27 protein-coding genes and 5 tRNA genes are annotated in these 24,186 nt (G+C 52.2%); 14 read left to right on the top strand and 18 right to left on the bottom strand.

The features are described from left to right. Window positions 1-148: 148 nt before the first annotated feature. The 10 genes from csrA (at window position 149) to luxS (ending at window position 5,088) form a co-directional block, all read left to right on the top strand. Window positions 149-334 carry a carbon storage regulator CsrA gene (gene csrA / locus BZK42_RS10475; RefSeq protein WP_000906486.1) on the top strand — a complete coding sequence of 62 codons (186 nt, stop codon included), beginning with the start codon at window positions 149-151 and terminating at the stop codon, window positions 332-334. A gap of 336 nt (window positions 335-670) precedes the next feature. After that, a tRNA-Ser gene (locus tag BZK42_RS10470) sits at window positions 671-763 on the top strand. A 3-nt stretch (window positions 764-766) separates the two neighbouring features. Next, window positions 767-843: transfer RNA gene (locus BZK42_RS10465), tRNA-Arg, on the top strand. A gap of 91 nt (window positions 844-934) precedes the next feature. Beyond that, a tRNA-Arg gene (locus BZK42_RS10460) sits at window positions 935-1,011 on the top strand. Between the two features lie 192 nt (window positions 1,012-1,203). Further along, window positions 1,204-1,280 (top strand) — tRNA-Arg (locus tag BZK42_RS10455). A 192-nt stretch (window positions 1,281-1,472) separates the two neighbouring features. Further along, window positions 1,473-1,549, top strand: a tRNA-Arg gene (locus BZK42_RS10450). Between the two features lie 248 nt (window positions 1,550-1,797). Then, entirely contained in the window at window positions 1,798-2,364 is a 567-nt protein-coding gene (gene yqaB / locus BZK42_RS10445; protein ID WP_080859122.1) for a fructose-1-phosphate/6-phosphogluconate phosphatase, read from the top strand. Then, the gene (locus tag BZK42_RS10440; RefSeq protein WP_003825961.1) at window positions 2,361-2,789 is read left to right on the top strand and encodes a YqaA family protein; all 429 of its coding nucleotides are present in this window, start codon (window positions 2,361-2,363) and stop codon (window positions 2,787-2,789) included. Before yqaB ends, BZK42_RS10440 begins: the two co-directional genes overlap by 4 nt. 77 nt (window positions 2,790-2,866) lie before the next feature. After that, window positions 2,867-4,423: a glutamate--cysteine ligase gene (gene gshA, locus BZK42_RS10435; protein ID WP_016154161.1), complete on the top strand. Its 1,557-nt coding sequence runs from the start codon at window positions 2,867-2,869 to the stop codon at window positions 4,421-4,423. Between the two features lie 149 nt (window positions 4,424-4,572). Then, on the top strand, window positions 4,573-5,088 hold the full coding sequence (gene luxS / locus BZK42_RS10430; RefSeq protein WP_016154160.1) for an S-ribosylhomocysteine lyase: 516 nt from the start codon (window positions 4,573-4,575) through the stop codon (window positions 5,086-5,088). 139 nt (window positions 5,089-5,227) lie between these two features. Here luxS and emrB read toward each other — a convergent pair whose 3' ends face one another. The 14 genes from emrB to BZK42_RS10355 form a co-directional block, all read right to left on the bottom strand. Beyond that, a complete protein-coding gene (gene emrB / locus BZK42_RS10425) occupies window positions 5,228-6,766 on the bottom strand; it encodes a multidrug efflux MFS transporter permease subunit EmrB (RefSeq protein ID WP_016154159.1) in 1,539 nt (512 codons plus the stop codon). A gap of 16 nt (window positions 6,767-6,782) precedes the next feature. Then, entirely contained in the window at window positions 6,783-7,955 is a 1,173-nt protein-coding gene (emrA, locus tag BZK42_RS10420; RefSeq protein ID WP_016154158.1) for a multidrug efflux MFS transporter periplasmic adaptor subunit EmrA, read from the bottom strand. Window positions 7,956-8,086: 131 nt separating this feature from the next. Then, complete coding sequence (emrR, locus tag BZK42_RS10415) at window positions 8,087-8,617, bottom strand: multidrug efflux transporter EmrAB transcriptional repressor EmrR (protein ID WP_003037300.1); 531 nt, start codon at window positions 8,615-8,617, stop codon at window positions 8,087-8,089. A 90-nt stretch (window positions 8,618-8,707) separates the two neighbouring features. Next, on the bottom strand, window positions 8,708-9,043 hold the full coding sequence (gene ygaH / locus BZK42_RS10410) for an L-valine transporter subunit YgaH (RefSeq protein ID WP_016154157.1): 336 nt from the start codon (window positions 9,041-9,043) through the stop codon (window positions 8,708-8,710). After that, window positions 9,033-9,770 (bottom strand): AzlC family ABC transporter permease, encoded by a 738-nt coding sequence (locus tag BZK42_RS10405; protein ID WP_019077531.1) that lies wholly within the window; start codon window positions 9,768-9,770, stop codon window positions 9,033-9,035. Before BZK42_RS10405 ends, ygaH begins: the two co-directional genes overlap by 11 nt. Window positions 9,771-9,892: 122 nt before the next feature. Further along, window positions 9,893-11,077, bottom strand: a complete 1,185-nt coding sequence (locus BZK42_RS10400; RefSeq protein WP_046274847.1) for an MFS transporter — start codon at window positions 11,075-11,077, stop codon at window positions 9,893-9,895. Window positions 11,078-11,256: 179 nt separating this feature from the next. Then, window positions 11,257-12,252, bottom strand: a complete 996-nt coding sequence (gene proX / locus BZK42_RS10395) for a glycine betaine/L-proline ABC transporter substrate-binding protein ProX (RefSeq protein WP_016154154.1) — start codon at window positions 12,250-12,252, stop codon at window positions 11,257-11,259. 68 nt (window positions 12,253-12,320) lie between these two features. Continuing rightward, window positions 12,321-13,385 carry a glycine betaine/L-proline ABC transporter permease ProW gene (gene proW / locus BZK42_RS10390; protein WP_016154153.1) on the bottom strand — a complete coding sequence of 355 codons (1,065 nt, stop codon included), beginning with the start codon at window positions 13,383-13,385 and terminating at the stop codon, window positions 12,321-12,323. Continuing rightward, window positions 13,378-14,580 (bottom strand): glycine betaine/L-proline ABC transporter ATP-binding protein ProV, encoded by a 1,203-nt coding sequence (gene proV, locus BZK42_RS10385; protein ID WP_016157301.1) that lies wholly within the window; start codon window positions 14,578-14,580, stop codon window positions 13,378-13,380. The genes proW and proV overlap by 8 nt, the downstream gene beginning before the upstream one ends. 354 nt (window positions 14,581-14,934) lie before the next feature. Beyond that, the gene (gene nrdF, locus BZK42_RS10375; RefSeq protein ID WP_019077528.1) at window positions 14,935-15,894 is read right to left on the bottom strand and encodes a class 1b ribonucleoside-diphosphate reductase subunit beta; all 960 of its coding nucleotides are present in this window, start codon (window positions 15,892-15,894) and stop codon (window positions 14,935-14,937) included. 10 nt (window positions 15,895-15,904) lie between these two features. Continuing rightward, entirely contained in the window at window positions 15,905-18,049 is a 2,145-nt protein-coding gene (nrdE, locus tag BZK42_RS10370; protein ID WP_046274848.1) for a class 1b ribonucleoside-diphosphate reductase subunit alpha, read from the bottom strand. After that, on the bottom strand, window positions 18,022-18,432 hold the full coding sequence (gene nrdI, locus BZK42_RS10365; protein ID WP_019077526.1) for a class Ib ribonucleoside-diphosphate reductase assembly flavoprotein NrdI: 411 nt from the start codon (window positions 18,430-18,432) through the stop codon (window positions 18,022-18,024). The genes nrdE and nrdI overlap by 28 nt, the downstream gene beginning before the upstream one ends. Further along, window positions 18,429-18,674, bottom strand: coding sequence for a glutaredoxin-like protein NrdH (nrdH, locus tag BZK42_RS10360; RefSeq protein ID WP_016157297.1), 246 nt, complete (start codon window positions 18,672-18,674; stop codon window positions 18,429-18,431). The genes nrdI and nrdH overlap by 4 nt, the downstream gene beginning before the upstream one ends. Window positions 18,675-18,899: 225 nt before the next feature. Further along, window positions 18,900-19,331, bottom strand: a complete 432-nt coding sequence (locus BZK42_RS10355; protein ID WP_046274849.1) for a carboxymuconolactone decarboxylase family protein — start codon at window positions 19,329-19,331, stop codon at window positions 18,900-18,902. Between the two features lie 90 nt (window positions 19,332-19,421). On the opposite strand from BZK42_RS10355, the gene pdxR reads away from it, so the two are divergent. Continuing rightward, window positions 19,422-20,756: a MocR-like pyridoxine biosynthesis transcription factor PdxR gene (gene pdxR / locus BZK42_RS10350; RefSeq protein ID WP_046274850.1), complete on the top strand. Its 1,335-nt coding sequence runs from the start codon at window positions 19,422-19,424 to the stop codon at window positions 20,754-20,756. A gap of 124 nt (window positions 20,757-20,880) precedes the next feature. Further along, window positions 20,881-21,231: a DUF2002 family protein gene (locus BZK42_RS10345; RefSeq protein WP_016154145.1), complete on the top strand. Its 351-nt coding sequence runs from the start codon at window positions 20,881-20,883 to the stop codon at window positions 21,229-21,231. A gap of 36 nt (window positions 21,232-21,267) precedes the next feature. Here BZK42_RS10345 and alaE read toward each other — a convergent pair whose 3' ends face one another. Beyond that, window positions 21,268-21,717, bottom strand: a complete 450-nt coding sequence (gene alaE / locus BZK42_RS10340) for an L-alanine exporter AlaE (RefSeq protein ID WP_016154144.1) — start codon at window positions 21,715-21,717, stop codon at window positions 21,268-21,270. A 557-nt stretch (window positions 21,718-22,274) separates the two neighbouring features. On the opposite strand from alaE, the gene stpA reads away from it, so the two are divergent. Next, the gene (gene stpA, locus BZK42_RS10335; protein WP_016154142.1) at window positions 22,275-22,676 is read left to right on the top strand and encodes a DNA-binding protein StpA; all 402 of its coding nucleotides are present in this window, start codon (window positions 22,275-22,277) and stop codon (window positions 22,674-22,676) included. A 36-nt stretch (window positions 22,677-22,712) separates the two neighbouring features. On the opposite strand, the gene BZK42_RS10330 is transcribed toward stpA, so the two are convergent. From BZK42_RS10330 to BZK42_RS10320, 3 genes are all read right to left on the bottom strand, one after another. Then, window positions 22,713-22,892 (bottom strand): hypothetical protein, encoded by a 180-nt coding sequence (locus BZK42_RS10330; protein WP_016154141.1) that lies wholly within the window; start codon window positions 22,890-22,892, stop codon window positions 22,713-22,715. Between the two features lie 80 nt (window positions 22,893-22,972). Then, the gene (locus BZK42_RS10325; protein WP_016154140.1) at window positions 22,973-23,500 is read right to left on the bottom strand and encodes a rhodanese family protein; all 528 of its coding nucleotides are present in this window, start codon (window positions 23,498-23,500) and stop codon (window positions 22,973-22,975) included. A 9-nt stretch (window positions 23,501-23,509) separates the two neighbouring features. Continuing rightward, window positions 23,510-23,809: an ArsR/SmtB family transcription factor gene (locus BZK42_RS10320; RefSeq protein ID WP_016154139.1), complete on the bottom strand. Its 300-nt coding sequence runs from the start codon at window positions 23,807-23,809 to the stop codon at window positions 23,510-23,512. 184 nt (window positions 23,810-23,993) lie between these two features. On the opposite strand from BZK42_RS10320, the gene BZK42_RS10315 reads away from it, so the two are divergent. Beyond that, the gene (locus BZK42_RS10315) at window positions 23,994-24,152 is read left to right on the top strand and encodes a YqaE/Pmp3 family membrane protein (protein ID WP_003037242.1); all 159 of its coding nucleotides are present in this window, start codon (window positions 23,994-23,996) and stop codon (window positions 24,150-24,152) included. Window positions 24,153-24,186: the final 34 nt, after the last annotated feature.

Raw genomic sequence — 24,186 nt, 5'->3', positions numbered from 1 at the left:
TATATCGGCTAAACTTAGGTTTAACAGAATGTGATGCCGTGACTGCTTACACTTAGGTGTTTGTCATCGCTTACTTTTTGGCGTTATATGATGGATAATGCCGGGATACAGAGAGACCCGACTCTTTTAATCTTTCAAGGAGCAAAGAATGCTGATTCTGACTCGTCGAGTTGGTGAGACCCTCATGATAGGCGATGAGGTCACCGTGACAGTTTTAGGGGTGAAGGGCAACCAGGTGCGCATTGGCGTAAACGCCCCGAAAGAAGTTTCTGTCCATCGTGAAGAGATCTACCAGCGTATCCAGGCTGAAAAATCCCAGCAGTCCAGTTACTAAGGTTTTCGCGTCTCACCTTTCTGGTGAGGCGCAACCTGATTGAATTATCCCTTTTCTTCTCTTTTCTTCTTCGTCTTCCTCATTTTTTCGATTCCCATCCGCGTATTGCCTTTCCCTGCGATTTTTCCGTTTGTTCATTGCCTCAGGAAATTGCCAATTTATCTGTTGATAAAACACTCTTTTTGCCGTTTTTGCAGACTAATTGCGCGTGAAATGTGCAAACGATAAAAGCGCTGGAAAAATTGTTTGACTTATAAGTCCCAGAAAGTAATATGTGCGCCACGCAGCGACGATGAGCAGAAACAAGTTCTTCGAAGCACTCGCAAGAGGCGTGTTGGTGAGGTGGCCGAGAGGCTGAAGGCGCTCCCCTGCTAAGGGAGTATGCGGTCAAAAGCTGCATCCGGGGTTCGAATCCCCGCCTCACCGCCATTTGCATCCGTAGCTCAGCTGGATAGAGTACTCGGCTACGAACCGAGCGGTCGGAGGTTCGAATCCTCCCGGATGCACCATCTTCTCTGCAATAGCGCATTAGCGTTGTTACAGAAATTCGATATCACTTTAGCAGTGATATCAAATCTGCAGTAAGTAAGTTTCCCTGATGCATCCGTAGCTCAGCTGGATAGAGTACTCGGCTACGAACCGAGCGGTCGGAGGTTCGAATCCTCCCGGATGCACCATCTTCTCCGAGATAACAGCAAAACTGTTGTTTCATGGTCTGCGAGATAATCGCGAGCACCAGGGAGGATAACGTTGCTTCAGCAACGGCCCACAGGGCGAGGCGCAGCCGAGTAATCCTCCCGGATGCACCATCTCTTACTTGATATCGCTCATTACGATATCAATATCGGCAGTAAAGCAAGTTTCCCGATGCATCCGTAGCTCAGCTGGATAGAGTACTCGGCTACGAACCGAGCGGTCGGAGGTTCGAATCCTCCCGGATGCACCATCTTCTCCGAGATAACAGCAACACTGTTGTTTCATGGTCTGCGAGATAATCGCGAGCACCAGGGAGGATAACGTTGCTTCAGCAACGGCCCGCAGGGCGAGGCGCAGCCGAGTAATCCTCCCGGATGCACCATCTTACTTGATAGCGCTTTAGCAGCGACATCAAGTCTGCAGTAAAGCAAGTTTCCCTGATGCATCCGTAGCTCAGCTGGATAGAGTACTCGGCTACGAACCGAGCGGTCGGAGGTTCGAATCCTCCCGGATGCACCATCTTCTCCGAGATAACAGCAACACTGTTGTTTCATGGTCTGCGAGATAATCGTGAGCACCAGGGATGATAACGTTGCTTCAGCAACGGCCCCAGGGCGAGGCGCAGTCGAGTAATCCTCCCGGATGCACCATCTTCTCTCCTTTGAATCATTTCCACATACTCCCGGAACCCCCTTAATTCGCTGTCAGCGACAAAATCAATCAATTACGATAAAATAACGTCTGGTCATTCGGCTTGTGAGAAGACGATGTACGAACGTTATGCGGGTTTGATTTTTGATATGGATGGCACCATCCTGGATACCGAGCCAACGCACCGTAAGGCGTGGCATGAGGTATTGGGGCATTATGGATTACATTTTGATGAACAAGCCATGGTCGCCCTCAATGGCTCCCCAACGTGGCGTATTGCCCAGTCGGTAATTGAATTGAATCATGCCGATCTTGACCCTCATGCATTGGCGCGTGAAAAAACCGACAAGGTGAGAAGTATGCTGCTGGATAGCGTCCAGCCTTTGCCATTGGTTGACGTCGTGAAAGCCTGGCATGGTCGTCGTCCTATGTCGGTAGGTACGGGGAGTGAAAGCGCGATTGCGGAAGCTCTTCTCGCACACCTTGGGCTGCGTCGCTATTTTGATGCTGTAGTCGCAGCCGATCACGTACAACACCATAAACCTGCTCCTGATACGTTTTTGCTCTGTGCCGAACGTATGGGTGTTGCTCCGGCGCGCTGTGTCGTATTTGAAGATGCCGATTTTGGACTGCAGGCGGCGCGTGCCGCAGGAATGGACGCGGTGGATGTCCGGTTATTGTGAGTGATGGACTATCGCTCCTGTCACTGTTTGCCAGCAGTTTTCTCAGCGCTACGCTATTACCCGGCAATTCTGAAGTTGTTTTAGTTGCTTTGCTGGTCTCTGGGGTAAGTCATCCCTGGGTCTTAGTCTTAACAGCAACAATGGGTAATAGCCTTGGAGGGTTAACTAACGTTATCCTTGGGCGTTTCTTTCCATTGCGTAAAACATCGCGCTGGCAAGAAAAAGCCACTGGCTGGCTGCGGCGCTATGGCGCTGTCACACTATTATTAAGCTGGATGCCGGTTGTGGGTGATTTACTGTGCCTGTTAGCTGGATGGATGCGCATCTCGTGGGGGCCAGTACTTTTTTTCTTATGCCTTGGCAAGGCGCTGCGCTATGTAGTTGTCGCAGCGGTAACGACGCAAGGCATTATGTGGTGGCACTAATTGTGTTGTGAGATAGCCTTCAGGGTAACCAATACCATTATGCTAATTAAAACGATTTTGACAGGCGGGAGGTCAATTTGATCCCGGACGTATCACAGGCGCTGGCCTGGCTGGAAAACCATCCTCAGGCGTTAAAGGGGATTCAACGTGGGCTGGAGCGCGAAACGCTGCGCGTTAATGCAGATGGGTCATTAGCAACGACAGGCCATCCTGAGGTGTTAGGCTCAGCGCTAACACATAAATGGATAACCACTGACTTTGCCGAAGCACTGCTGGAGTTTATTACGCCTCCAGGCGACGACATTGAGAAAATGCTCACGTTCATGCGCGACCTGCATCGGTATACCGCCAGGAACCTGGGCGACGAGCGTATGTGGCCGCTGAGCATGCCTTGCTATATTGCAGAAGGTCAGGATATCGAACTGGCACAGTACGGTACGTCGAATACTGGTCGTCTGAAAACGCTGTACCGTGAAGGCCTCAAAAACCGTTACGGCGCGCTGATGCAGACTATCTCCGGCGTACACTACAATTTCTCATTGCCGATGGCTTTCTGGCAGGCGAAATGTGGCGTAACGGACGGCGAAGATGCTAAAGAGAAGATCTCCGCGGGTTACTTCCGTCTGATCCGCAACTACTACCGTTTTGGTTGGGTGATCCCGTATCTGTTTGGCGCCTCTCCGGCCATTTGTTCCTCTTTCCTGCAAGGAAAACCGACAACCCTGCCGTTTGAAAAAACCGACTGTGGGATGTATTACCTGCCGTATGCGACGTCGCTGCGCCTGAGTGATTTGGGCTATACCAATAAGTCGCAAAGCAATCTCGGAATTACGTTTAACGATTTGCATGAGTATGTGGCAGGATTAAAGCGCGCGATTAAAACCCCTTCCGAGGAGTACGCGGCGATTGGTCTGGAGAAGGACGGTAAGCGTCTGCAAATCAACAGCAACGTTCTGCAGATTGAAAATGAGCTGTATGCGCCTATTCGCCCGAAACGCGTCACTCGTCGTGGCGAAACGCCTTCTGACGCGCTTCTGCGTGGCGGTATTGAGTACATCGAAGTTCGCTCACTGGATATCAACCCGTTCTCACCGATCGGCGTGGACGAGCAGCAGGTGCGTTTCCTCGATCTGTTTATGGTCTGGTGTGCGCTGGCCGATGCCCCGGAAATGAGCAGTGATGAATTGCTGTGTACGCGTAAAAACTGGAATCGGGTGATTCTCGAAGGTCGTAAGCCTGGGCTGACGTTAGGTATTGGCTGTGAAACAGCCCAGTTCCCGTTGCCTAAGGTAGGGAAAGATCTGTTCCGCGATCTGAAACGCGTGGCACAAACGCTGGACAGCATCGATGGGGGAGAGGAGTATCAAAAGGTCTGTGATGAACTGGTTGCCTGTTTTGACAACCCAGAACTGACTTTCTCTGCCCGCATCCTACGGTCTATGATTGATGAAGGCATTGGCGGCACGGGTAAAGCGCTGGGTGAGGCTTACCGAAATCTGCTGCGTGAAGAGCCGTTAGAAATATTGCAGGAAGCGGAATTTATTGCTGAAACCGAGGCTTCAAAGCGTCGTCAGCAGGAGATCGAAGCGGCTGATACTGAGCCGTTTAGCGTGTGGCTGGAAAAGCACGCTTGATACAAAAGAAAAAGGCCACTCGGGAGTGGCCAAAATTTCATCTCTGAAAACAGGGATGATGATAACAAATGCGCGTCTTTCATATACTCAGACTCGCCCCGGAACAAAGAGTTCAGATTATTTTCAAAAAATTTATCGGAGGTGGCTAAATGCCGTTGTTAGATAGTTTTACTGTCGATCACACCCGGATGGAAGCTCCCGCGGTCCGGGTTGCAAAAACGATGAACACCCCGCATGGCGACGCAATCACCGTGTTTGATCTGCGTTTCTGCATTCCGAACAAAGAAGTGATGCCTGAGAAAGGTATCCACACGCTGGAACACCTGTTTGCAGGTTTTATGCGTAACCATCTCAACGGCAACGGCGTGGAGATTATCGATATCTCTCCGATGGGATGCCGCACTGGCTTTTACATGAGCCTGATTGGTACGCCAGACGAGCAGCGTGTTGCCGACGCGTGGAAAGCGGCGATGGCGGACGTGCTGAAAGTGCAGGATCAAAACCAGATCCCGGAGCTGAACGTTTACCAGTGTGGCACGTATCAGATGCACTCTCTTAGCGAAGCACAGGATATCGCACGTCATATTCTGGAGCATGATGTACGCGTTAACAGCAATGAAGAGCTGGCGCTGCCGAAAGAGAAACTGCAGGAACTGCATATTTAGTCATACTGATTAGTTGTTCCAGTATTTAAATTAACCTCGGCTTATAACCGGGGTTTTTTATTGCCCCGTAAACCATCTCCCTGGGAGGTGGTTTACGGGGCAATAAAAAAGGGATCCGCAGATCCCTTTTATCAGATACTTAGTGCGCGCCACCGCCGCCGCCGCCCGCACCGAAGGGTGGCTTGGCAAACCACACCAGGCCAAGCAAGACCAGGAAGATCCCCGCCGACATCCAGAAGATTTCGTTGGCGGAAATAATCAGCCCCTGATTGGTGATCTGCTGGGCTATCCAGCCTGACGCTTGCTGATGCGTCATCCCTAAATCCTGCAGCTTATCGTACATTGCCTGCGCATTTGGATTGTAAGGATTAACGGATTCCGTTAACTGCGCATGGTGAAGTGACTCGCGGTTAGTCCACATCGTCGTCGTAATTGATGTGCCAATAGAGCCGGCCAGCGTTCGCGTAAAGTTCGACAAACTTGATGCCGCGGCCAGACGCTCAGGCGGTAAGCCGGACAGCGTGATAGTCGTCAGCGGCATAAAGAAGCAGGCTACCGCGAACCCCTGAATAAACTGTGGCCAGGCCGATGCGCCAAAGTCCATACCCGGTTCGAACGTCCACGCACGCCAGTAGAAACAGACGGCGTACATTATAAAACTGAACGTGACTAACCGACGCATATCAAGCTTGTGCGCGAAGCGGCCGATAATCGGCGATAAGATCACCGGAATCACCCCAACCGGCGCTGACGCCAGACCGGCCCAGGTTGCCGTATAGCCGTATACCTCCTGCAACAGCTGCGGCAGCAGGACGATTGCGCCGAAGTAGAGCATATAGGCCAGACTGATACACAGACAGCCGATGGTAAAGTTGCGCGACTTAAACAGCGAGAGGTCGACAATGGGGTGCTCGTCGGTAAGCTCCCAGACGATCAGGAAGCTGATGGCGACAACGGCGACCACCGTCAGGATGATAATCTCCTGAGAGGCGAACCAGTCCAGCTCTTTGCCGCGGTCGAGCATGATCTGCAAGCTGCCGATACCAATGACCAGCAGGGCCAGACCAATGGCATCGATGCGCCGCTGCTCGGTTTTGGTTTCCCGACCGCGCAGGGTTTGCAGGGTCATCAATACCACCGCAGCACCGATTGGCACGTTGATGAAAAATATCCAGCCCCAGTGATAGTTGTCGCTGATATAGCCCCCAAGAATAGGGCCACATATCGGGGCAACAATCACCGTCATCGACCATAGCGCCAGGGCGATGGAACGCTTGGCGGGAGGATAGTTATTCAGCAACAAGCTTTGTGACAGTGGAATTAATGGACCGGCGACAATCCCCTGGATTACGCGGAAGAAAATCAGCATGTTCAGGCTGGTGGACATCCCGCATGCCCATGACGCAATGACGAAGGCGATAGTTGACCACATGAATAACCTTACTTCGCCAAAGCGCTTTGCCAGCCAGCCGGTGATCGGAATCGAGATAGCGTTCGCCACCCCGAATGAGGTGATCACCCAGGTTCCCTGGCTCAGTGAAGAGCCGAGGTTCCCGGCGATAGTGGGGATCGCCACGTTAGCAATGGTGGAGTCCAGCACCTGCATGAATGTCGCCAGGGACAGCGCGATCGTCATAATGACGAGCTGCGCGCCTTCCAGCGGTTTTTGCTGTTGCATCACACGCACCTTTGAATTAGCCCGCGTTGGCCTGCACGATCTCTTCGATCATCTTATTGACCGGAGCAAGGTTGATTTCCCGTGCATTACTTTCTGATACCGGCGTGGTGCGAACCTGGCTTGCCAGAATTTGTCCGTCACGATTTGAGGTATCTACCGTAACCAGCGTAGATAAACCGATACGCAGCGGATGCTGCGCCAGCTGCTGTGCATCCAGTTCAATACGCACCGGCAGACGCTGGACGACTTTGATCCAGTTACCCGTTGCGTTTTGTGCTGGCAGCAGGGAAAAGGCGCTGCCTGTACCCATATCCAGCCCGACAACCTTACCGGTATATTTCACGTCATCGCCGTAAATATCGCTGATCACGGTCGCCGGTTGACCGATACGCATGTGCGCGAGCTGTGTTTCTTTGAAGTTGGCATCCACCCACAGGTTAGTGGCTGGAACGACCGCCATCAGCGGCGTGGTCGGGCTAATTTGCGCCCCCGGCTGCACGGAACGACGGGAAACATAGCCAGTCATTGGGCTGACGATTCTGGTTCGTTCCAGCGCCAGCCAGGCATTGCGCACTTCAGTGGCCGCCTGTTGCACGGCGGGCTGGTCTTCCAGCTTACTGCCGAGAATCATCGCCTGGTTGGCATTATATTGTTGGATAGCCACATCAAGCTGAGCCTGAGCGCTGGCGACGGCATCACGCGCATGTTGCAGCTCTTCGCGGCCAATCAGGTTGGCGTTGCCCAGCGGGACACGGCGATTAAAGTCGCTTTGTGCCTGCGCCAGCGCGGTTCTCTGCACTTCAATGCTTGCCTGTAACTGCTTGCTGTTGATCATCAACTGGTGCGTCTGACGCACGCTGGAAGCCAGCGCAGTTTTGGCTTTTTCAAATGCCTGCTTTGCGTCCGTCTGGTCGAGGGTGACCAGCACATCGCCTTGTTTTACAAAGTCAGTGTTATCAGCCCAGACTTTCGTCACGCTGCCTGATACCTGCGCCATGATTTGAACCTGGTTCCCTGCCACGTACGCATCGTCTGTCTCTTCGACATGACGCAGTACTAAAAACCAATAAATCCCATATGCCACGGCAATAATAATAAAGAGCAAGGTCAGAAGGAGCAGCATACTTTTACGTTTGCCATTCTTCTTGACCGGTTGCTGCGGGGTTTGAGTCTCCGCATTTACGCTCATGTTGTTCTCCACGATCTTCTTTTTTTTTCACATCGGCTGAGCCGACCTGTTTATCAGACAGGCCAGCAGTATGCGTGCTGGCCTGTCGGTTTTTTCATTTATAAATCTGGATTTCTGAGCGAGTCGGCGCGTTAGCGCAACGCTTCTAATACCGCGCCATCCTGTTCCATCTGGTCAAGACGGGTCAGAAGTTTACGGGTAATTTGCTCAAGCTGATCTTTTTCGGTGGTGCTGAGAGATGACCAAAGCTGATGCAGGCAGTTATGCTGAGGCGGTAACACCTCTTGCAAAAATGCGTGGCCTTTCTCGGTCAATTGCAGATGCAGACAGCGGCGATCGTTATCGCTTTCGCGACGTTCGATCCAGCCACGTTTTTCTAACTCATCCGCAATGCGGGTTGCGTTAGTGCGTGACGAGCCAAGCGCGCAACTCAGTTCAGAAGGCTGAATACTGTGGTTTTCCTGAGACTCCAGCGTAATCAACGCCATAAACAATGTCTCGTTAATCCCTTGAGCTTTCAGCATCTTATTGCGGTTTTCCAGCAGCTTGCCCTGCATGTGCATGCATAGACGAGTCAGAAGCACTTCCTGATAAGGGAACTCTTCGTAGCGGCTGGCGCGAAATTTTAGCATTTGTTCAATGGGCGTAAACGAACTATCCATTTGGGTATAACCTCATTAATTTCAGCCGATATAGTAACGACAGTGACAAATAAAGTAAATGTATTATTTATTTAAAATGATTGTTTTTATCTATAAGACAATCAGCATTTTCCAGGCTAATCCATAGCCCAGAGCACTCAGTAAGGTTGGAATGATGATGCTGCGGGTCTTATAGAAGCTTGCGCCCAGTATGACAAACCCCACCAGCGTAGGCACGAACCGACGAGAGTCGTGCATCACTTCTGGCGCGGTAGACACCACCAACAGGGCGCAAATTGATGCAATGCCAATGGTGTCGAGTAATATGCCCGTCGCGCCGCGCTTCGTCGGGCGAACATTCCCCACTCCAAGACGGAGCGGCAAATAACGAAAACAGTAGTTAACGCAGCCGACCAGCAGGCCAAGCAGCAAGACCTCATAGCTCATCGGGACCTCCCTGCCAAAATGACTGGATAAGAGCCGTCAGACATCCGCAGACAATGCCTGCAAGGATGGCGGCAGGAATGGAAAACAGCATGACGCCAGCCAGCGCGCCGGCCAGTGCTGCAGTCACGCAGAGTGCTTGTTGACGCTGGAAAGAGGCGAGCAGGAAGCTCATGAACAGCGCCGGGAGCATGAAGCCCAACGCCGCTTCAACTGCCGGGTAATCCTTGAGTAAACCACTGCCGGAAAACGCGCCGATCACCGTGCCAAACACCCAGGAGGCCCAGGAGCATAGCGCAATGCCGATCATCCAGTTTTCACTCCAGCGCCGGTTATCCCGTACCAGCTTCGCCGTGGCGGCGGCAAAGACTTCATCGGTGAGGCCAAAGGCCCACAGCGCGCTTTTGGGTTTGCTCAGTCGCTGGGCGATTCGGCTACGCAGGGAAGGTCCGTACAAAACATGGCGTACATCCATGGCCATGACGGTCAGTGCGGCGACCCACAAAGAACTGCCTGCGGCGAGCATTGTGGTGATGACAAACTGGCTGGCTCCCGCATAGATAATGCAGGAGAAAAACACGCTTTCAACCGGAGTAAAGCCAAGGCGAGTGGCATTGAGACCAAATGCAAAAGCGACCGGAATATAGCTGATGACTATTGGCAGGCTGTCTTTGAATCCTTCAGTTAGCGTCGCAGAACTGGGTTCAGACTGGGATATCGGGCTTTCCATAGGGTTATAGGTTTCATTACCGAAATTAATATAACTTGGTTCAATGAGTTATAACCTTAGCAGACTGATGGGCTCCTTAACACCCTGCGGAGCCCAATCAGCGGTAAACATACGCTATATGCTTAATTTACGGCTTCCTGACGGTGATATCCTCGCCACCAGACCAACAGGTTGAGTAGGGCAACGGTCGTACCGGCCAGACAAACGCCAGCCCAACCGGCATGCTGCCAGGCGGAGGCCGAAATCAGCGAACCTGCCGCCCCGCCAATAAAATAGCTGGTCATGTATCCGGCGGTCAGGCGATTACGCGCGTCCGGATGAATGCGATAGATAACCGTCTGGTTGGTGATATGCACACCCTGAACGGTGAGGTCCAGGACCAGGATACCGATAATCAGCATTGGCACGGAACTATGCCCTAACCAGATAGCCCACCAGGAGAGCAGCAGTAATAACAGACCTGTGGTCGTGGTGAGATGTGATTTTCCCTTATCGGCAAAACCACCTGCCGGACGCGCGCCTAACGCCCCTGCGGCCCCTGCCAGGCCAAACAGCCCGATCGTTCCTTCGGAGTAGTTAAACGGCGGCGCGGCGAGCAAAAACGCCATAGAGGTCCAGAGAATACTGAAATTGGCAAAGGTCAGGCAGCCCAACATCGCGCGGGTACGCAGCAATTTATCATGGATAAACAGGCTGAATACGGAGCTTAACAGTTGCGGATAGTTGAGATGAGTATCTGATTTCATCTTCGGCAGACCGCGCCACAGCGCAATCGCCATCAGTGCCATTAATATCGATGCGACCCAAAATACGGTGCGCCAGCCGCCAAGATTGGCCAGTAATCCCGCCACGGTGCGCGCCAGCAGGATACCCAGCAGCAGGCCGCTCATAATGGTGCCGACAACTTTACCGCGCTTATCCGGCGTGGCAAGCGTCGCCGCCAGCGGAACCAGAATCTGTGCCACTACCGAGAACAACCCGGTCAGGGCGGTGCCGAGGATCAGCATGCCCAGCGACTGGCTGCTGGCGGTAATAAGCATGCCGCCTGCTGCTAACAGCGTCATGGAGACGATCAGCATCCGACGTTCAAACATATCGCCAAGCGGTACTAAAAACAGCAGGCCGGCGGCATAGCCTAGCTGGGCCGCGGTGACGATAAAGCCAGCGGTGCTGGCCGATAGCGAAAAGTTACGTGCGATGGTGTCGAGCAGCGGCTGCGCGTAATAGTTACTGGCGACGGCGAGGCCGGTGGCGATAGACATTAACAGGATCAGCGAAGGGCTAAGTCCCTGAGTGGTTTTCGTCATGGTTTTCAACTGAAAAATGGGTTGCAGAAAACAATCATAACGTAAGTGATTAAATGTTGCTGATTTGTTGGGTGATGGATTGTGCGGTTGGGAGGAGGGCGTGTAGGCCGGATAAGGCGCATCGCGCCACCATCCGGCATTGGTGTGATGGCGCTACGCTTATCAGACCTACGAGGGGGTTATTTCTGCGCAGCCAGCGCTTCTTTCACCCAGCCATCAAACTGTTGCTGGTGGGCTTTGATCCAGCCGTCAACGTGACCCTGAACGTCGGCTTCAGATGCTTTCCCGTCGTGCATCATCGCGTTCTGCGCGTTGATATCCGCCAGCGGCAGCTTCATGACGGCAAACAGTTTCGCCGCAGCCGGGTTTTTCTCCGCCCAGGCTTTGTTGGCGACGATATGCATAGTGTTCACCGGGAAGCCGTAGTTGGCGCCGTTTGGCAGCTTGGTATCAATGTCTTTCTGCTCGCCTGGCAGGGAAGAGAACGGCACCTGCAGCCAGACCACATCTTTACCCGGTTTCATAACGTCGCTCACCCAGTACGGTGTCCAGGTGTAGTAAAGAATGGGTTTGCCTTCTTTAAAGCGGGTAATAGTGTCAGCCATCATCGCCGCATAGTTACCGTGGCTGACCTCGACGGTTTTTTCCAGATCGAAGGCTTTGTTCTGGTGGTTGATCACCGCTTCGCAGCCCCAGCCCGGCGAGCAGCCCATCATGTCTGCTTTTCCGTCGCCGTTGGTGTCAAAGATTTTGGCGATCTTCGGATCTTTTAACTGGGCAATATTGGTGATTTTATACTGCTCAGCGGTTTTTTTATCGATCAGATAACCTTGCGCGGCACCCGTAACGAATACCCCCTCGCGATAGAACTTTTTGTCTCCGCCCGCTGCGGCATACATATCATCATGCAGCGGCTGCCAGTTCACAGCGGTAAAAGTTGCATCGCCAGAGGCAATGGAGGTATAGCCGACGTTGTAGTCAACTTCGCTTGTTTTGTTAACGGTATAACCCAGTTTCTCCAGCGCACGGGCGACCAGTTGCGTCTGGAAGGATTCTTCAGAGATAGTGCTCTGGATTGGCTGTACAGTGATGCCTTTGCCTGGCAGATCGGCAGCGAAAGTGCTGGTGGAGACAAGGGTGGCAAACGCTGTGGCAATAATGACGTTCTGTCGCATCGTTGTTCCTTAATTATTGGAGGGACGTATAGGCCCGGTAAGCAATACGCCACCGGGCAACGGGTGAATTACTTCGTGAATGGGCGAGTGATAAGCCCTACGGGACCGGTGGTGTACCAGCGACGGTTGCCACGGCTACGGGCGTCGCGACCGACAGCCTGCGTCAGGCGGTCGAGAATGATGGCGAGGATCACGATCCCAACCCCGCCGACGGTGGCAAGCCCCATATCCAGACGACCGATTCCGCGCAGAACCATCTGACCCAGTCCGCCGACGGCGATCATCGACGCGATGACGACCATTGAGAGCGCCAGCATCAGCGTCTGGTTGACCCCGGCCATAATGGTAGGCATCGCCAGCGGGAGCTGCACTTTAAACAGCATCTGACGCGGGCTGGCGCCAAATGAGCGCGAGGCTTCAATCAAGTCGGCTGGCACCTGGTTAATACCCAGAATGGTCAGACGCACGATTGGCGGCAGGGCGAAGATAATCGTCACCACCACGCCCGGGACGTTACCAATACCAAACAGCATGACGATCGGCACCAGATAGACGAACGCCGGTGTGGTTTGCATGGCGTCCAGCAGCGGACGAACAATTTTTGCCGCCCGTGGACTGCGCGCCAACCAGATCCCCATCGGTAGACCGATCACCACGCAGAACAGCAGCGCGGTTAGTACCAGCGCCAGGGTGATCATGGCCTGCGACCACGCGCCGATGGCCCCGATTGCAATCAATGAAATCAGCGTAGCAACGCCCATTCCAACGCCGGAAATCTGCCAGGCAATCAGAGCGAACAGGATAATCGCCACCGGGGCTGGCATACCCAACAGAAGCTGCTGGAAGCCGTTGAGAATATAATCCACCGGGACTCGAATGCCCTGGAAGACCGGACGGAAATGGGTAACGACCCAGTCGATCCCTTCTGTGACCCAGCTATCCAGCGGGATTAGCGTTTTATGGAACGGATCCATAATATTGAAATGCTCTGGCGCCGGCGCGGGTGCGCTGGTCAGCCAGTCTGCGCTACCGCCGTCAGCTGGCGCGCCTGATGGCGTACTCCAGGCATCGGTGGTCTGTGCGGCACTGTCGGCCGCTGGTGTGGTATCCCACGGATTGGTTTGATCAGCCATTGTTTGCCCCCTCACGATCTAAAGCCTGTAACAGCATGCGTTTTGAAATGATGCCCACATACTGCTGTTCCTCATCAACAACCGGCACCGCGCACGGGGCCTGGCCGACATGAGAAAGCAACTCGCTGAGAGGAGTTTGTGCATCCACGGCTAGCGGCTCATCGATCAATGCCGCTTCAATACCTTGCGCCTGACTTAATGCTGTTTTTAAAGAGTCGATAGAGACAACGCCGACGAATTTATTGCCGCGCTCGATCACGTAACCATATTCGCGATCTTTGTCCTGCAATAATTGCAGCGCTGAACGTGGACCGACCCCGGGCGTTTTACGAATTAAACCTTCAGGGCTACGACGTGAAATATCCTTGGCACTAAAGACCTGGCTAATATCAACGCCGCGGAAGAAGGTGCGTACATAATCATTGGCCGGATTATTCAGGATTTCATCTGGCGTGCCGACCTGGACCACTTCACCGTTTTGCATAATGGCAATTCTGTCGCCAATACGCATAGCTTCGTCGAGATCGTGGGAAATAAAGACCACGGTACGTTGATGTTTCGCCTGTAGTTTTACCAGTTCATCCTGCATCTCGGTACGAATTAACGGATCGAGGGCAGAAAAGGCCTCATCCATTAATAAGATGTCAGGGTTAATGGCTAATGCACGGGCGAGGCCCACACGCTGGCGCATCCCTCCGGAAAGTTCATCCGGGTATCCGTGAGCATAATTCTCCAGACCAACCTGGCGTAGCGCATCTAACGCTTTTTCACGACGTTCATCCGCGCCAACACCGGCTAATTCCATGCCGAATGCCGTATTGTCCAGGACCGTCATGTGCGGCATCAGGGCAAAGGACTGGAAAACCATCGCAATCTTTTTTCTGCGCACCTCGCGAAGCTCAGCATCGGATATCCGGGCGATGTCTACGCCGTCAATCAATACTTGCCCGCGGGTGGGTTCAATCAGGCGATTGAGAAGGCGTACCATTGTGGATTTACCCGAACCGGATAATCCCATGATGACAAATATCTCGCCTTCTTCAATGGCCAGACTGGCGTTCTTAACGCCAAGCGATAGCCCTGTTTTATCCAGAATCTGCTCTTTTGAAAGTCCTTTTTCAATATATTTGAAGGCTCTCTGCGGATGCTCTCCAAATATCTTATAGAGATTTTTAACTTCTAATTTAATTGCCATGCAATAGAATGATTCCTGTTATTTGTTTATATCGATATATTACCTGATGGAAATAGTGACCTTTTTCTACCCTAACATACTGAGAATCTGAGACAACCCTGAATTTGTTTGTGGCACGAATATTGCCGAAGGCCATGTGGCGGGACTTCCCGTGATATAAGGGCTGAGCGCGAATGTGAATGGGGTAATATTTTTTGTAAATGGCAATGAAAAGTCGCCTGAATTGCTGAAATGCAGGCGAATAATGCGGCTGATATTGAGTGTAGATCACACAATTATATTTGCACGACAAAAGTGTGATCCTGTTAGAATATTTCCGCGAAAAATGTACGGTATTTTCCGCGGAAATGAGCGCTAGAAATTCCAGTCGTCGTCTTCGGTTTCGACAGCTTTTCCCATCACGTATGATGAACCGGAACCCGAGAAGAAATCGTGGTTTTCGTCAGCGTTGGGCGACAGCGCAGCAAGGATTGCCGGGTTAACCTCCGCCATTTCTGGCGGGAATAATGCCTCATACCCCAAATTCATTAATGCCTTATTGGCGTTGTAGCAAAGGAAGGCTTTGACGTCATCCACCCAGCCGGTTTCTGCATACAATTCTTCCGTATAACGCGCTTCGTTATCATACAATTCCATCAGCAGGTCGAGGGCAAAATTCTTTAACTCCTCGCGTGCTGATTCAGAAATGTGCTCCAGACCTTTTTGATATTTATAACCAATGTAATACCCGTGAACTGCTTCATCACGAATGATCAGACGAATGAGATCGGCGGTATTGGTCAGTTTTCCGCGGCTGGAGAAATACATTGGCAACCAGAAGCCGGAATAGAACAGGAAGGATTCCAGAAACACGCTGGCAATTTTTTTCTTCAACGGTTCGTCGCTGGCGTAATGTGTCAAAACGATCTGCGCCTTGCGCTGGAGTGGGGTATTTTCTTCACTCCACGCGTAAGCCGCATCCACGTCTTTGGTCTGGCAAAGAGTGGAGAAAATTGAGCTGTACGAACGGGCGTGCACCGCTTCCATAAAGCTGATATTCGATAGCACCGCCTCTTCATGCGGCGTTAACGAATCGGCCATCAATGCTGGCGCACCGGCTATGTTCTGAATGGTGTCGAGCAGCGTCAGCCCGGTAAAAACGCGGATAGTCAGCTGCTGTTCGGCGGCGTTCAACGTTTGCCAGGCCGGGATATCGTTGGAGAGCGGGACCTTTTCCGGTAGCCAGAAGTTACTGGTCAGGCGATTCCAAACCTCGAGATCTTTATCATCCTCAATCTTGTTCCAGTTGATGGCACTTACGCGGGATAATGTCATGTTGTCCTCCTTACAGCGCGCATGACACGCAACCTTCGATTTCGGTTCCTTCCAGCGCCAACTGGCGTAGTCGGATGTAATACTGCGATTTGATGCCTTTACGCCAGGCGTAAATTTGCGCTTTGTTGATATCGCGAGTGGTGGCGGTATCGGGGAAAAAGAGCGTCAGTGAAAGCCCCTGATCGACATGCCGCGTTGCTTCAGCGTAGGTATCAATGATTTTTTGTGGACCAATCTCGTAGGCATCCTGATACAAGGCCAGATTCTCATTGGTCATAAACGGGGCAGGGTAGTAAACGCGCCCGGTTTTGCCCTCTTTGCGAATCTCCACTTTTGACACGATCGGGTGAATGCTTGATGTCGCATGGTTGATGTAGGAGATAGAACCCGTTGGCGGAACCGCTTGTAAATTCTGGTTATAAATGCCGTAGCGCATGACATCTTCACGCAGCTGCGACCACATTTCACGCGTTGGCAGCGTAATGCCGCTGGCGGCAAACAGTGTGCGAACCTTGGCGGTTTTTGGCTGCCAGTCGCCCTGTAGATACTGGTTAAAATACTCACCGCTGGCGTAGCGGGACTGTCTGAATCCGGCAAAGGTTTTGCCGCGTTCCCGGGCGAGCTTCATCGACGTATTCAGCGCATGCCAGGTGATGGTGTAGAAATAGAGATTGGTGAAATCCAGCCCTTCAGGTGAGCCGTAGGCGATACCTTCCCGTGCCAGATACCCGTGCAGGTTCATCTGCCCAAGACCGATAGCGTGCGATGCGCTGTTCCCGGCCTCAATTGAGGGTACGCTGCGGATATGGCTCATGTCCGAAACGGCCGTTAAACCGCGAACCGCCGTTTCCACGGTGCGCCCAAAGTCTGGCGAATCCATGGTATGAGCAATATTCAACGAGCCGAGGTTGCAGGAGATATCGTGCCCTGTTTGCGCGTAATTGAGGTTTTCATCGTAGGTGGAAGCGCTGTTAACCTGCAAAATCTCCGAGCACAGGTTGCTCATATTGATACGACCGGCAATCGGATTGGCGCGATTCACCGTGTCTTCAAACATGATGTAAGGGTAGCCGGACTCGAACTGGATCTCGGCCAGTCGCTGGAAGAAATCGCGGGCGTTAATGTATTTTTTGCGCACTCGTTTGTCGGCAACCAGTTCGTCATACCGTTCAGTTACGGCGATATCACCGAATGGTTTGCCGTAAATTCGTTCCACGTCATACGGTGAAAACAGCGCCATTTGGGCATTTTCTTTGGCTAACTGGAAGGTGACATCCGGGATCACCACACCAAGCGAGAGCGTTTTGATACGGATTTTCTCGTCGGCGTTTTCACGTTTGGTATCGAGAAAACGCAAAATATCCGGATGATGCGCGTGCAGATACACCGCGCCTGCACCCTGACGCGCCCCTAATTGATTCGCATAAGAAAACGCATCCTCCAGCATTTTCATTACCGGGATCACCCCAGAGGACTGGTTCTCAATGCGCTTAATGGGGGCACCTGCCTCACGCAGGTTAGAGAGCAAAAATGCCACGCCGCCGCCGCGTTTGGAGAGTTGCAGCGCCGAGTTGACCGCCCGTCCAATTGACTCCATGTTGTCTTCAATGCGTAACAGGAAGCAGGAAACCAGCTCGCCGCGTTGCTGTTTACCGCAGTTTAAAAAGGTTGGCGTGGCGGGTTGAAAACGCCCGGAGAGCATTTCATCGGTCAGTTGCAGAGCGAGCGCTTCATCGCCCTGCGCCAGCGTGAGCGCCACCATCGTTACGCGATCCTCAAAGTCTTCGAGATAGCGCTTCCCGTCGAACGTTTTCAGCGTATAGCTGGTGTAGAACTTCCATGCGCCGAGGAACGTCTGGAAACGGAATCCGCTGGCGTGGGCGTGGGCGAATAGCTTCAGCACAAACGCGCGATCATAGCGGGCTAACACGCTGGCATCGTAATAGCCTTCATCCACCAACGTGTCCAGACGCGCCTGCTGGCTGGCAAACGCCACCGAGTTGGGGCGGACGTGGGCGGTAAAGAATGCCTCCACCGCCTGATGGTCTTTGTCGAACTGAATGCGCCCGGCCTTATCGTACAGATTCAGCATGGCGTTAAGGGCGTGATAATCCAGCGTCTGCTGTTCTACACGTTCTGCGGTTGTCGTTGCCAAAATTCGCTCACTCCTTTTTGCACGTTGTCGATATCGCTTTGGGTGCCCATCAGCTCAAAGCGATAGAGCCACGGCACGCCGCATTTTTGTGAGATGACATCACCCGCGCGACCGTAGGCATCCCCGAAATTGCGATTGCCGGAGGCGATCACTCCACGGATTAACGCCCGGTTGTGCGTATCGTTTAAAAAGCGGATCACCTGTCTCGGGACCGCGCCAGCTGTACCGCCGCCACCGTAGGAGGGCACGATTAAAATGTAAGGTTCGTCTACCCGGATCCGCTCGCGTTCGTTAAGCGGAATGCGGATGGCAGGCAGCCTCAGACGCTGCATGAAGCGGTGCGTATTTTCGGAGCTGCTGGAAAAGTAGACGAGCTGACTCATGCGCTGGCCACTTGAGGAGCCGGGCGCAGACGGTTGATCATGTCCGGGCGAAATCCTGACCAACTGGTTTCCCCTGCGACCACGACCGGTAACTGACGAAAGCCTTGATCGCGCAGGCGATCAGCCATATCGGGGTGTAAATCGACGTTTACCATCTCAAAGTCAAACCCGCGGCTTTCCATCGCCCGCTTAGTGGCGTGGCACTGAACACAGTTGTTACGAGTGTAAATAACAATGCGCATGATTCGTATTTCCATCTAAAAGTAAAAGAATGACGCGATAGAGGGCGTCAGGTTGTGTGTGTCTTGATAGAGGAGATACTAGATGTAGTTTTAAAAAGATTCAACCATACAAGATATGGTAATTTTAGATTGATGAGGGCCTGGGTGATGAGCGTGACGGAGGAAGTGATAGAAACTATGGCAGGTTGCCGGATGGCGCTTATGTCGCCATCCGGCAGCGCAGAATCACATGCGCATCCCTACCGCCAGACGGTTAAAGCAGTTCATCAGGCTAATAGCAAACGTCAAATCGCTAATCTCTTTCGCGCTAAAATGGTCGAGCAGCGGCAAATAAACGTCACCTTCGGCATGGGTGTTGGCTATATGGGTGACGGATTCGGCCCACGCCAGTGCCGCACGCTCCTGCTCGCTGAAGTGATGACTCACCCGCCAGCCTGCCAGCGCGTCCAGTTTGGCCTGTGCAACACCGGATTTGCGCAGCGCCTTACTGTGCATTTCCAGGCAAAAGGCGCAGCCGTTGATTTGCGAGACTCGCAGGTAAATCAGTTCCGTCAGCGTAGGTTCCAGCGCGCAGTTTTCCAGCGCTTTGCTGGCCTGAACCAAAGCGTTATAGATTTCAGGACTGAGTTCATAATAGGGCTGGCGTAACATTGTCATGGTATTTCTCCTCGTTTGGATGACCCGCAATGTAGCACTATAATGGACTGCTATAGAGAGCCATATTGTTGCCAAAAAAGCAGACCATAAATGCCACGCTATCAGCAAATCGCCCGTCAGTTAAAAAACGCCATTGAGAAAGGTGAACTAAAGCCAGGCACAAGATTGCCCTCCAGTCGGACCTGGGCCCAGGAGCTGGGGGTATCACGTTCGACGGTGGAAAATGCCTATGCAGATCTGGTGGCGCAGGGCTGGCTCACGCGGCGCGGGCAGGCAGGAACATTTGTCAGTGAGCAACTGCGACCGGAAAACGCACCTGTGTCTCCCGCCATCTTCGCCGGAGAAAACCCCAGGCCGCAGCCTTTTCAGATGGGATTACCCGCACTCGATCTCTTCCCGCGGGACGTCTGGGCGCGGGTGATGGGGCGGCGTTTACGCACCCAAACGCGTTTTGACCTGGCCGTGGGCGATGTTTGCGGCGAACGGGTTTTACGTCAGGCGATTGTCGATTACCTGCGCGTCTCACGCAGTATTGAGTGCCAGCCGGAGCAGATTTTTATTACTTCAGGCTACGCGGCATCAATGACGTTAATCCTGCGCGCTCTGTCTCAACCCGGTGAGGGGATGTGGGTCGAAGATCCTGGCTTTCCGTTGATTCACCCCGTGGTGGCTCAGGAGCGCATTGAGCTGATGCCGGTGTCGGTTGATGCCGATGGCCTGGATGTCTGCGCTGGGATCCGTGACTACCCGCAGGCGCGTTTTGTGCTGCTCACACCCGCACACCAAAGTCCGCTGGGCGTCGCCCTGTCATTAGACCGTCGCCACCAACTGCTTGAATGGGCGACTCGGGCGCAGGCGTGGATCATTGAAGATGATTACGACAGTGAATTTCGCTACCACGGCAAACCGTTGCCGCCGCTAAAAAGTCTGGATGCGCCCCAGCGGGTGATTTATGCCGGAACGTTCAGCAAATCGATGTTTCCGGCTTTGCGCACGGCATGGCTGGTGGTACCCCTGACTCAGGTCGAACATTTTCGTCAGCAGGCGGCGCTAACGGCCTGTAGCGTTCCGGTTTTATGGCAGCAAACGCTGGCGGATTTTATGCAAGATGGCCACTTCTGGCGGCACTTAAAACGTATGCGCCAGAATTATGCCCTGCGACGTCAATGGATGGAAAACGCGTTGAGCGAACAAGGGTTTAACGTCATTCCTCAGGAAGGAGGGATTCAGCTGGTGATAACTGTCGACGGAGATGATGTTGCGCTAGTGCGCAAAGCGAATCAGGCCGGGCTGGCGGTTCAGGCGTTAAGCCGCTGGCGAATAACTTCAGCAGGAAAGGGGGGAATATTGCTGTCGTTTACCAACATCAGCTCGGTGGAAATGGCGCAGCAGGCGGCGTATCAACTGCGGATGTCGCTGACATAATTCTGCGCGGTTCTTAAGATATTCCTCCCACCATCGCCACTCGTTTATGGACTTTTCTGAAAGCGTTGCTAATGCTGAATCAGGTAAGGTAAGCCCGCAGTAAAAAAGATAACGAGGAAAATATATGTATTTACGACCTGATGAGGTGGCGCGCGTACTTGAAAAAGTGGGCTTTACCGTCGATGTAGTGACGCAAAAAACGTACGGCTATCGTCGTGGCGAAAATTATGTGTACGTTAACCGTGAAGCACGTATGGGACGTACCGCATTAGTTATCCATCCCACGCTAAAAGAGCGCAGCTCTTCGCTGGCGGAACCTGCGACGGATATTAAAACCTGCGATCACTACCAGCAATTCCCGCTATATTTAGCCGGAGAGACTCACGAACATTATGGTATTCCGCACGGCTTCAGTTCGCGAATTGCGCTTGAGCGTTATCTGAGTGGGTTGTTTGGCGACGTTAGTTCAAACTAATAATGCGACTGGCAGGGCCAGTCGCGAAGAGATCTGTCAGGCTTTAGCCTGGTGATAGCTGCTGACCTTAAACAGGCGGCGGCAATAATCAAGAAAGTAGCCATAGACCGCGCCCATCAGCATTGATACCACGATGTTCGAACTTACTGCAGCCGTAATCTGGTGCCAGTCTGCGCCAACCGTCAATAGAATAATCACATACACTGGTGACTGGAAGGTGACATAAGCCAGCACGTCCGCCAGGTTTTTCCCCCATCCTGCTTGCGTGGCTTTACGCGCCGCGCGCATAAACAAATCGCGATACATGCCGTATGGCCACGCGATCAGGATGTTGACGGGGATAGCCACCAGTCTGGAGTACAGAGACTGTTCGAAGCTCATTCCTGAAAGGAATATTTCGATCAACATGTTCACGACAGAACAATAAACAACCATCGCGAACGTGTCTGCTACTGCATGACGCAAGCGTGACTGCGGAGAGAACATGTTAATGCTCCTTGTAAAAAGGGAAAAAAAGGTTTTGAATACCTTCTTGCTAGTGATTTGTCTTGCTGCTTTCGCGTTTGAATAGGATATCTGCCTGGATAATAACTAGCAACTAGCTTAAAATTTTTATTTATTGCCTTTTTGTCGATAAAATGCTCTGCAATGGTTTGTTTTTTGTTCGTTTTGGTATTTTCGTTGCTGATTTAATTAAAGGCATTTTAGATCAATGGGTTATGGAAATTTGTTTTTCTGAATTTTTTGCGCTCCTTTTCTCAATGTTGACTAATGTGCAATATGTATACGCACCGGCTCCGCGCGATGTTGTGGCCTGTTTCTCGACTGATACCCTGAGACTCCTTGCAGGTATATTTATAGCGACTAGCAGAGGAATAGAATATATCGCATAGGCGATGTCAAAATGGATGCTATAAATACACGAATTAGCTTTTTTGATTAGTAATATGCGAATAAATTAGACTGGAAATATAATAAGCAGTTGCATACAATATTTAGGGTAATACCGTTTTTATGTTTTACGTTAAAGAGGTTTTGTTAATATGAGTTCAATGTTAAAAAACTTAAATAATATCCGCTCGCTGCGTGCAATGGCTCGTGAATTTTCCGTTGATGTGCTGGAAGATATGCTTGAAAAATTCAGGGTAGTGACCAAAGAACGCCGCGATGAAGAAGAACAACTACAGCGCCAACGTGCAGAACAGCAGGAAAAAATTAATACTTTGCTGGCGCTGATGCAGGCAGACGGGATCAATCCGGAAGAGCTACTGAGCATGACGCCTGCGACGGCAGGTTCAGTTAAAAAACGTCAGCCGCGCCCGGCGAAATATCGTTTTACCGATCTCAATGGTGAAACAAAAACATGGACCGGACAGGGTCGCACACCGAAGCCAATTGCCCAGGCACTGGCTGCCGGTAAATCTCTTGATGACTTTTTGATCTGATTATTAATGCGGTGAGGGCGACCTCACCGCTTATTTTCAGCAAACGCCAAAATCACCCTCTTCGGTATATCGCGTCACGTCAGCTGCTTTTAGCGTGAATTTTTCGCCGCTTTCATTACTGGCGTGTACCGCCACAATGTGATCGCCATTGACTTCGACAACTTTCAGTTTAGGTCCACCCATGCGTGGTTGAACCAGATCGCCAGGTTTAAACATATTGCTCTCCTTTATTTATCGCAGAACTCACCATAGATCACGTCAATCAGCGGGTACAGCGCAGTTTCAATGATTACCGCTTAATGAGTACGTCGGTTCCAGGGCATGATATCCAGCAATCGCGCCATGCCGCAAAAGCCGGTCACGCCAGCGAGTATTAGCCCGGCGCCCACAAAACCGCTCAGCAGGAAGAAGGCGCTGCTAACGGTGTAGCCCAGAATGACGCCGAGTAAGGCAAGGCTGCCTGCGGCTATCTGCACCTGGCGCATCAGCGGTAACGGTTGTGAACGATCTTTTGCCACCGGAAAACCTGCGGCTTTCCAGCCGTCAATGCCACCTTCCAACAACCAGACCTGCGCAGGCGCGGCAATAGCGTTCAGTTTTGTCGCCGCGTTTTGTGTACGTTTGCCTGACTGGCAGTGAAAAATCACCTGCCCGGCGCGTAAATTTGCAGGCAGCGATCCCTGCTCTAGCGTAGGTAATGGCGCCAGATGCGCCTCCGGAATATGCTCGTACAGATACTCGTCAGCATCGCGGATATCAATCAGTTTTGCGCCTTGTGCGACCAGCGTCTGCGCCTCGCGTGGGGAAATCGTCCCAATGGTCATGATGGCTCCTTATGGGCAATACAGTGTTTTTAATGTGGCGATCAGTGAATTCACGGCCGCATTTTTGATGGAGTACAGGATGCGCTGGGCATCGCGTTGGCTGTCTATCAGGCCCTCTTCACGCATACGCGCCAGATGCTGCGAAGTGGCGGAAGGACTCAGGCCGGTAACACGGGCTAATTCGCCCGCGCTGGTACCGGGTGAGCCGCAGAGCATGCACAAAATCAGCAACCTTTTCGGGTTACTCATCGCTTTTAGCAAGGCAGCAGCCTGCTCAGCGCTGGCCTGGAGTTGTTCAAGTTCAGTCATATGTATTTAAGCATGTTCTAAATTAAGCTTATTCTAAAATAAACAGTCAACGTACGCCAGCGTAAAGAGCGTAAAGGAGGGTAAAACAGCAAGGGAAGGCTGGCAGAGTTAGGTACACTGACTATGCTTAGAGATAAAATCTCTTTTTAAACAATGAGTAACTTTTTGCTTGTATGGAGTGTGTATGGGTTTCTGGAGAATCGTTTTTACTATTATTCTGCCCCCGCTTGGCGTGCTGCTGGGGAAGGGGTTCGGCTGGGCATTTATCCTCAATATTGTTCTGACGCTGCTGGGCTACATCCCGGGTCTGATCCACGCCTTCTGGATACAAACGCGTAACTAATTACTTTTCTACTACGGCGCTCTGGCGCCGTTTT

It is taken from the genome of Citrobacter braakii, from assembly GCF_002075345.1.
Lineage (GTDB): Bacteria > Pseudomonadota > Gammaproteobacteria > Enterobacterales > Enterobacteriaceae > Citrobacter > Citrobacter braakii.
This window is presented reverse-complemented; position numbering and strand designations above follow the sequence as displayed.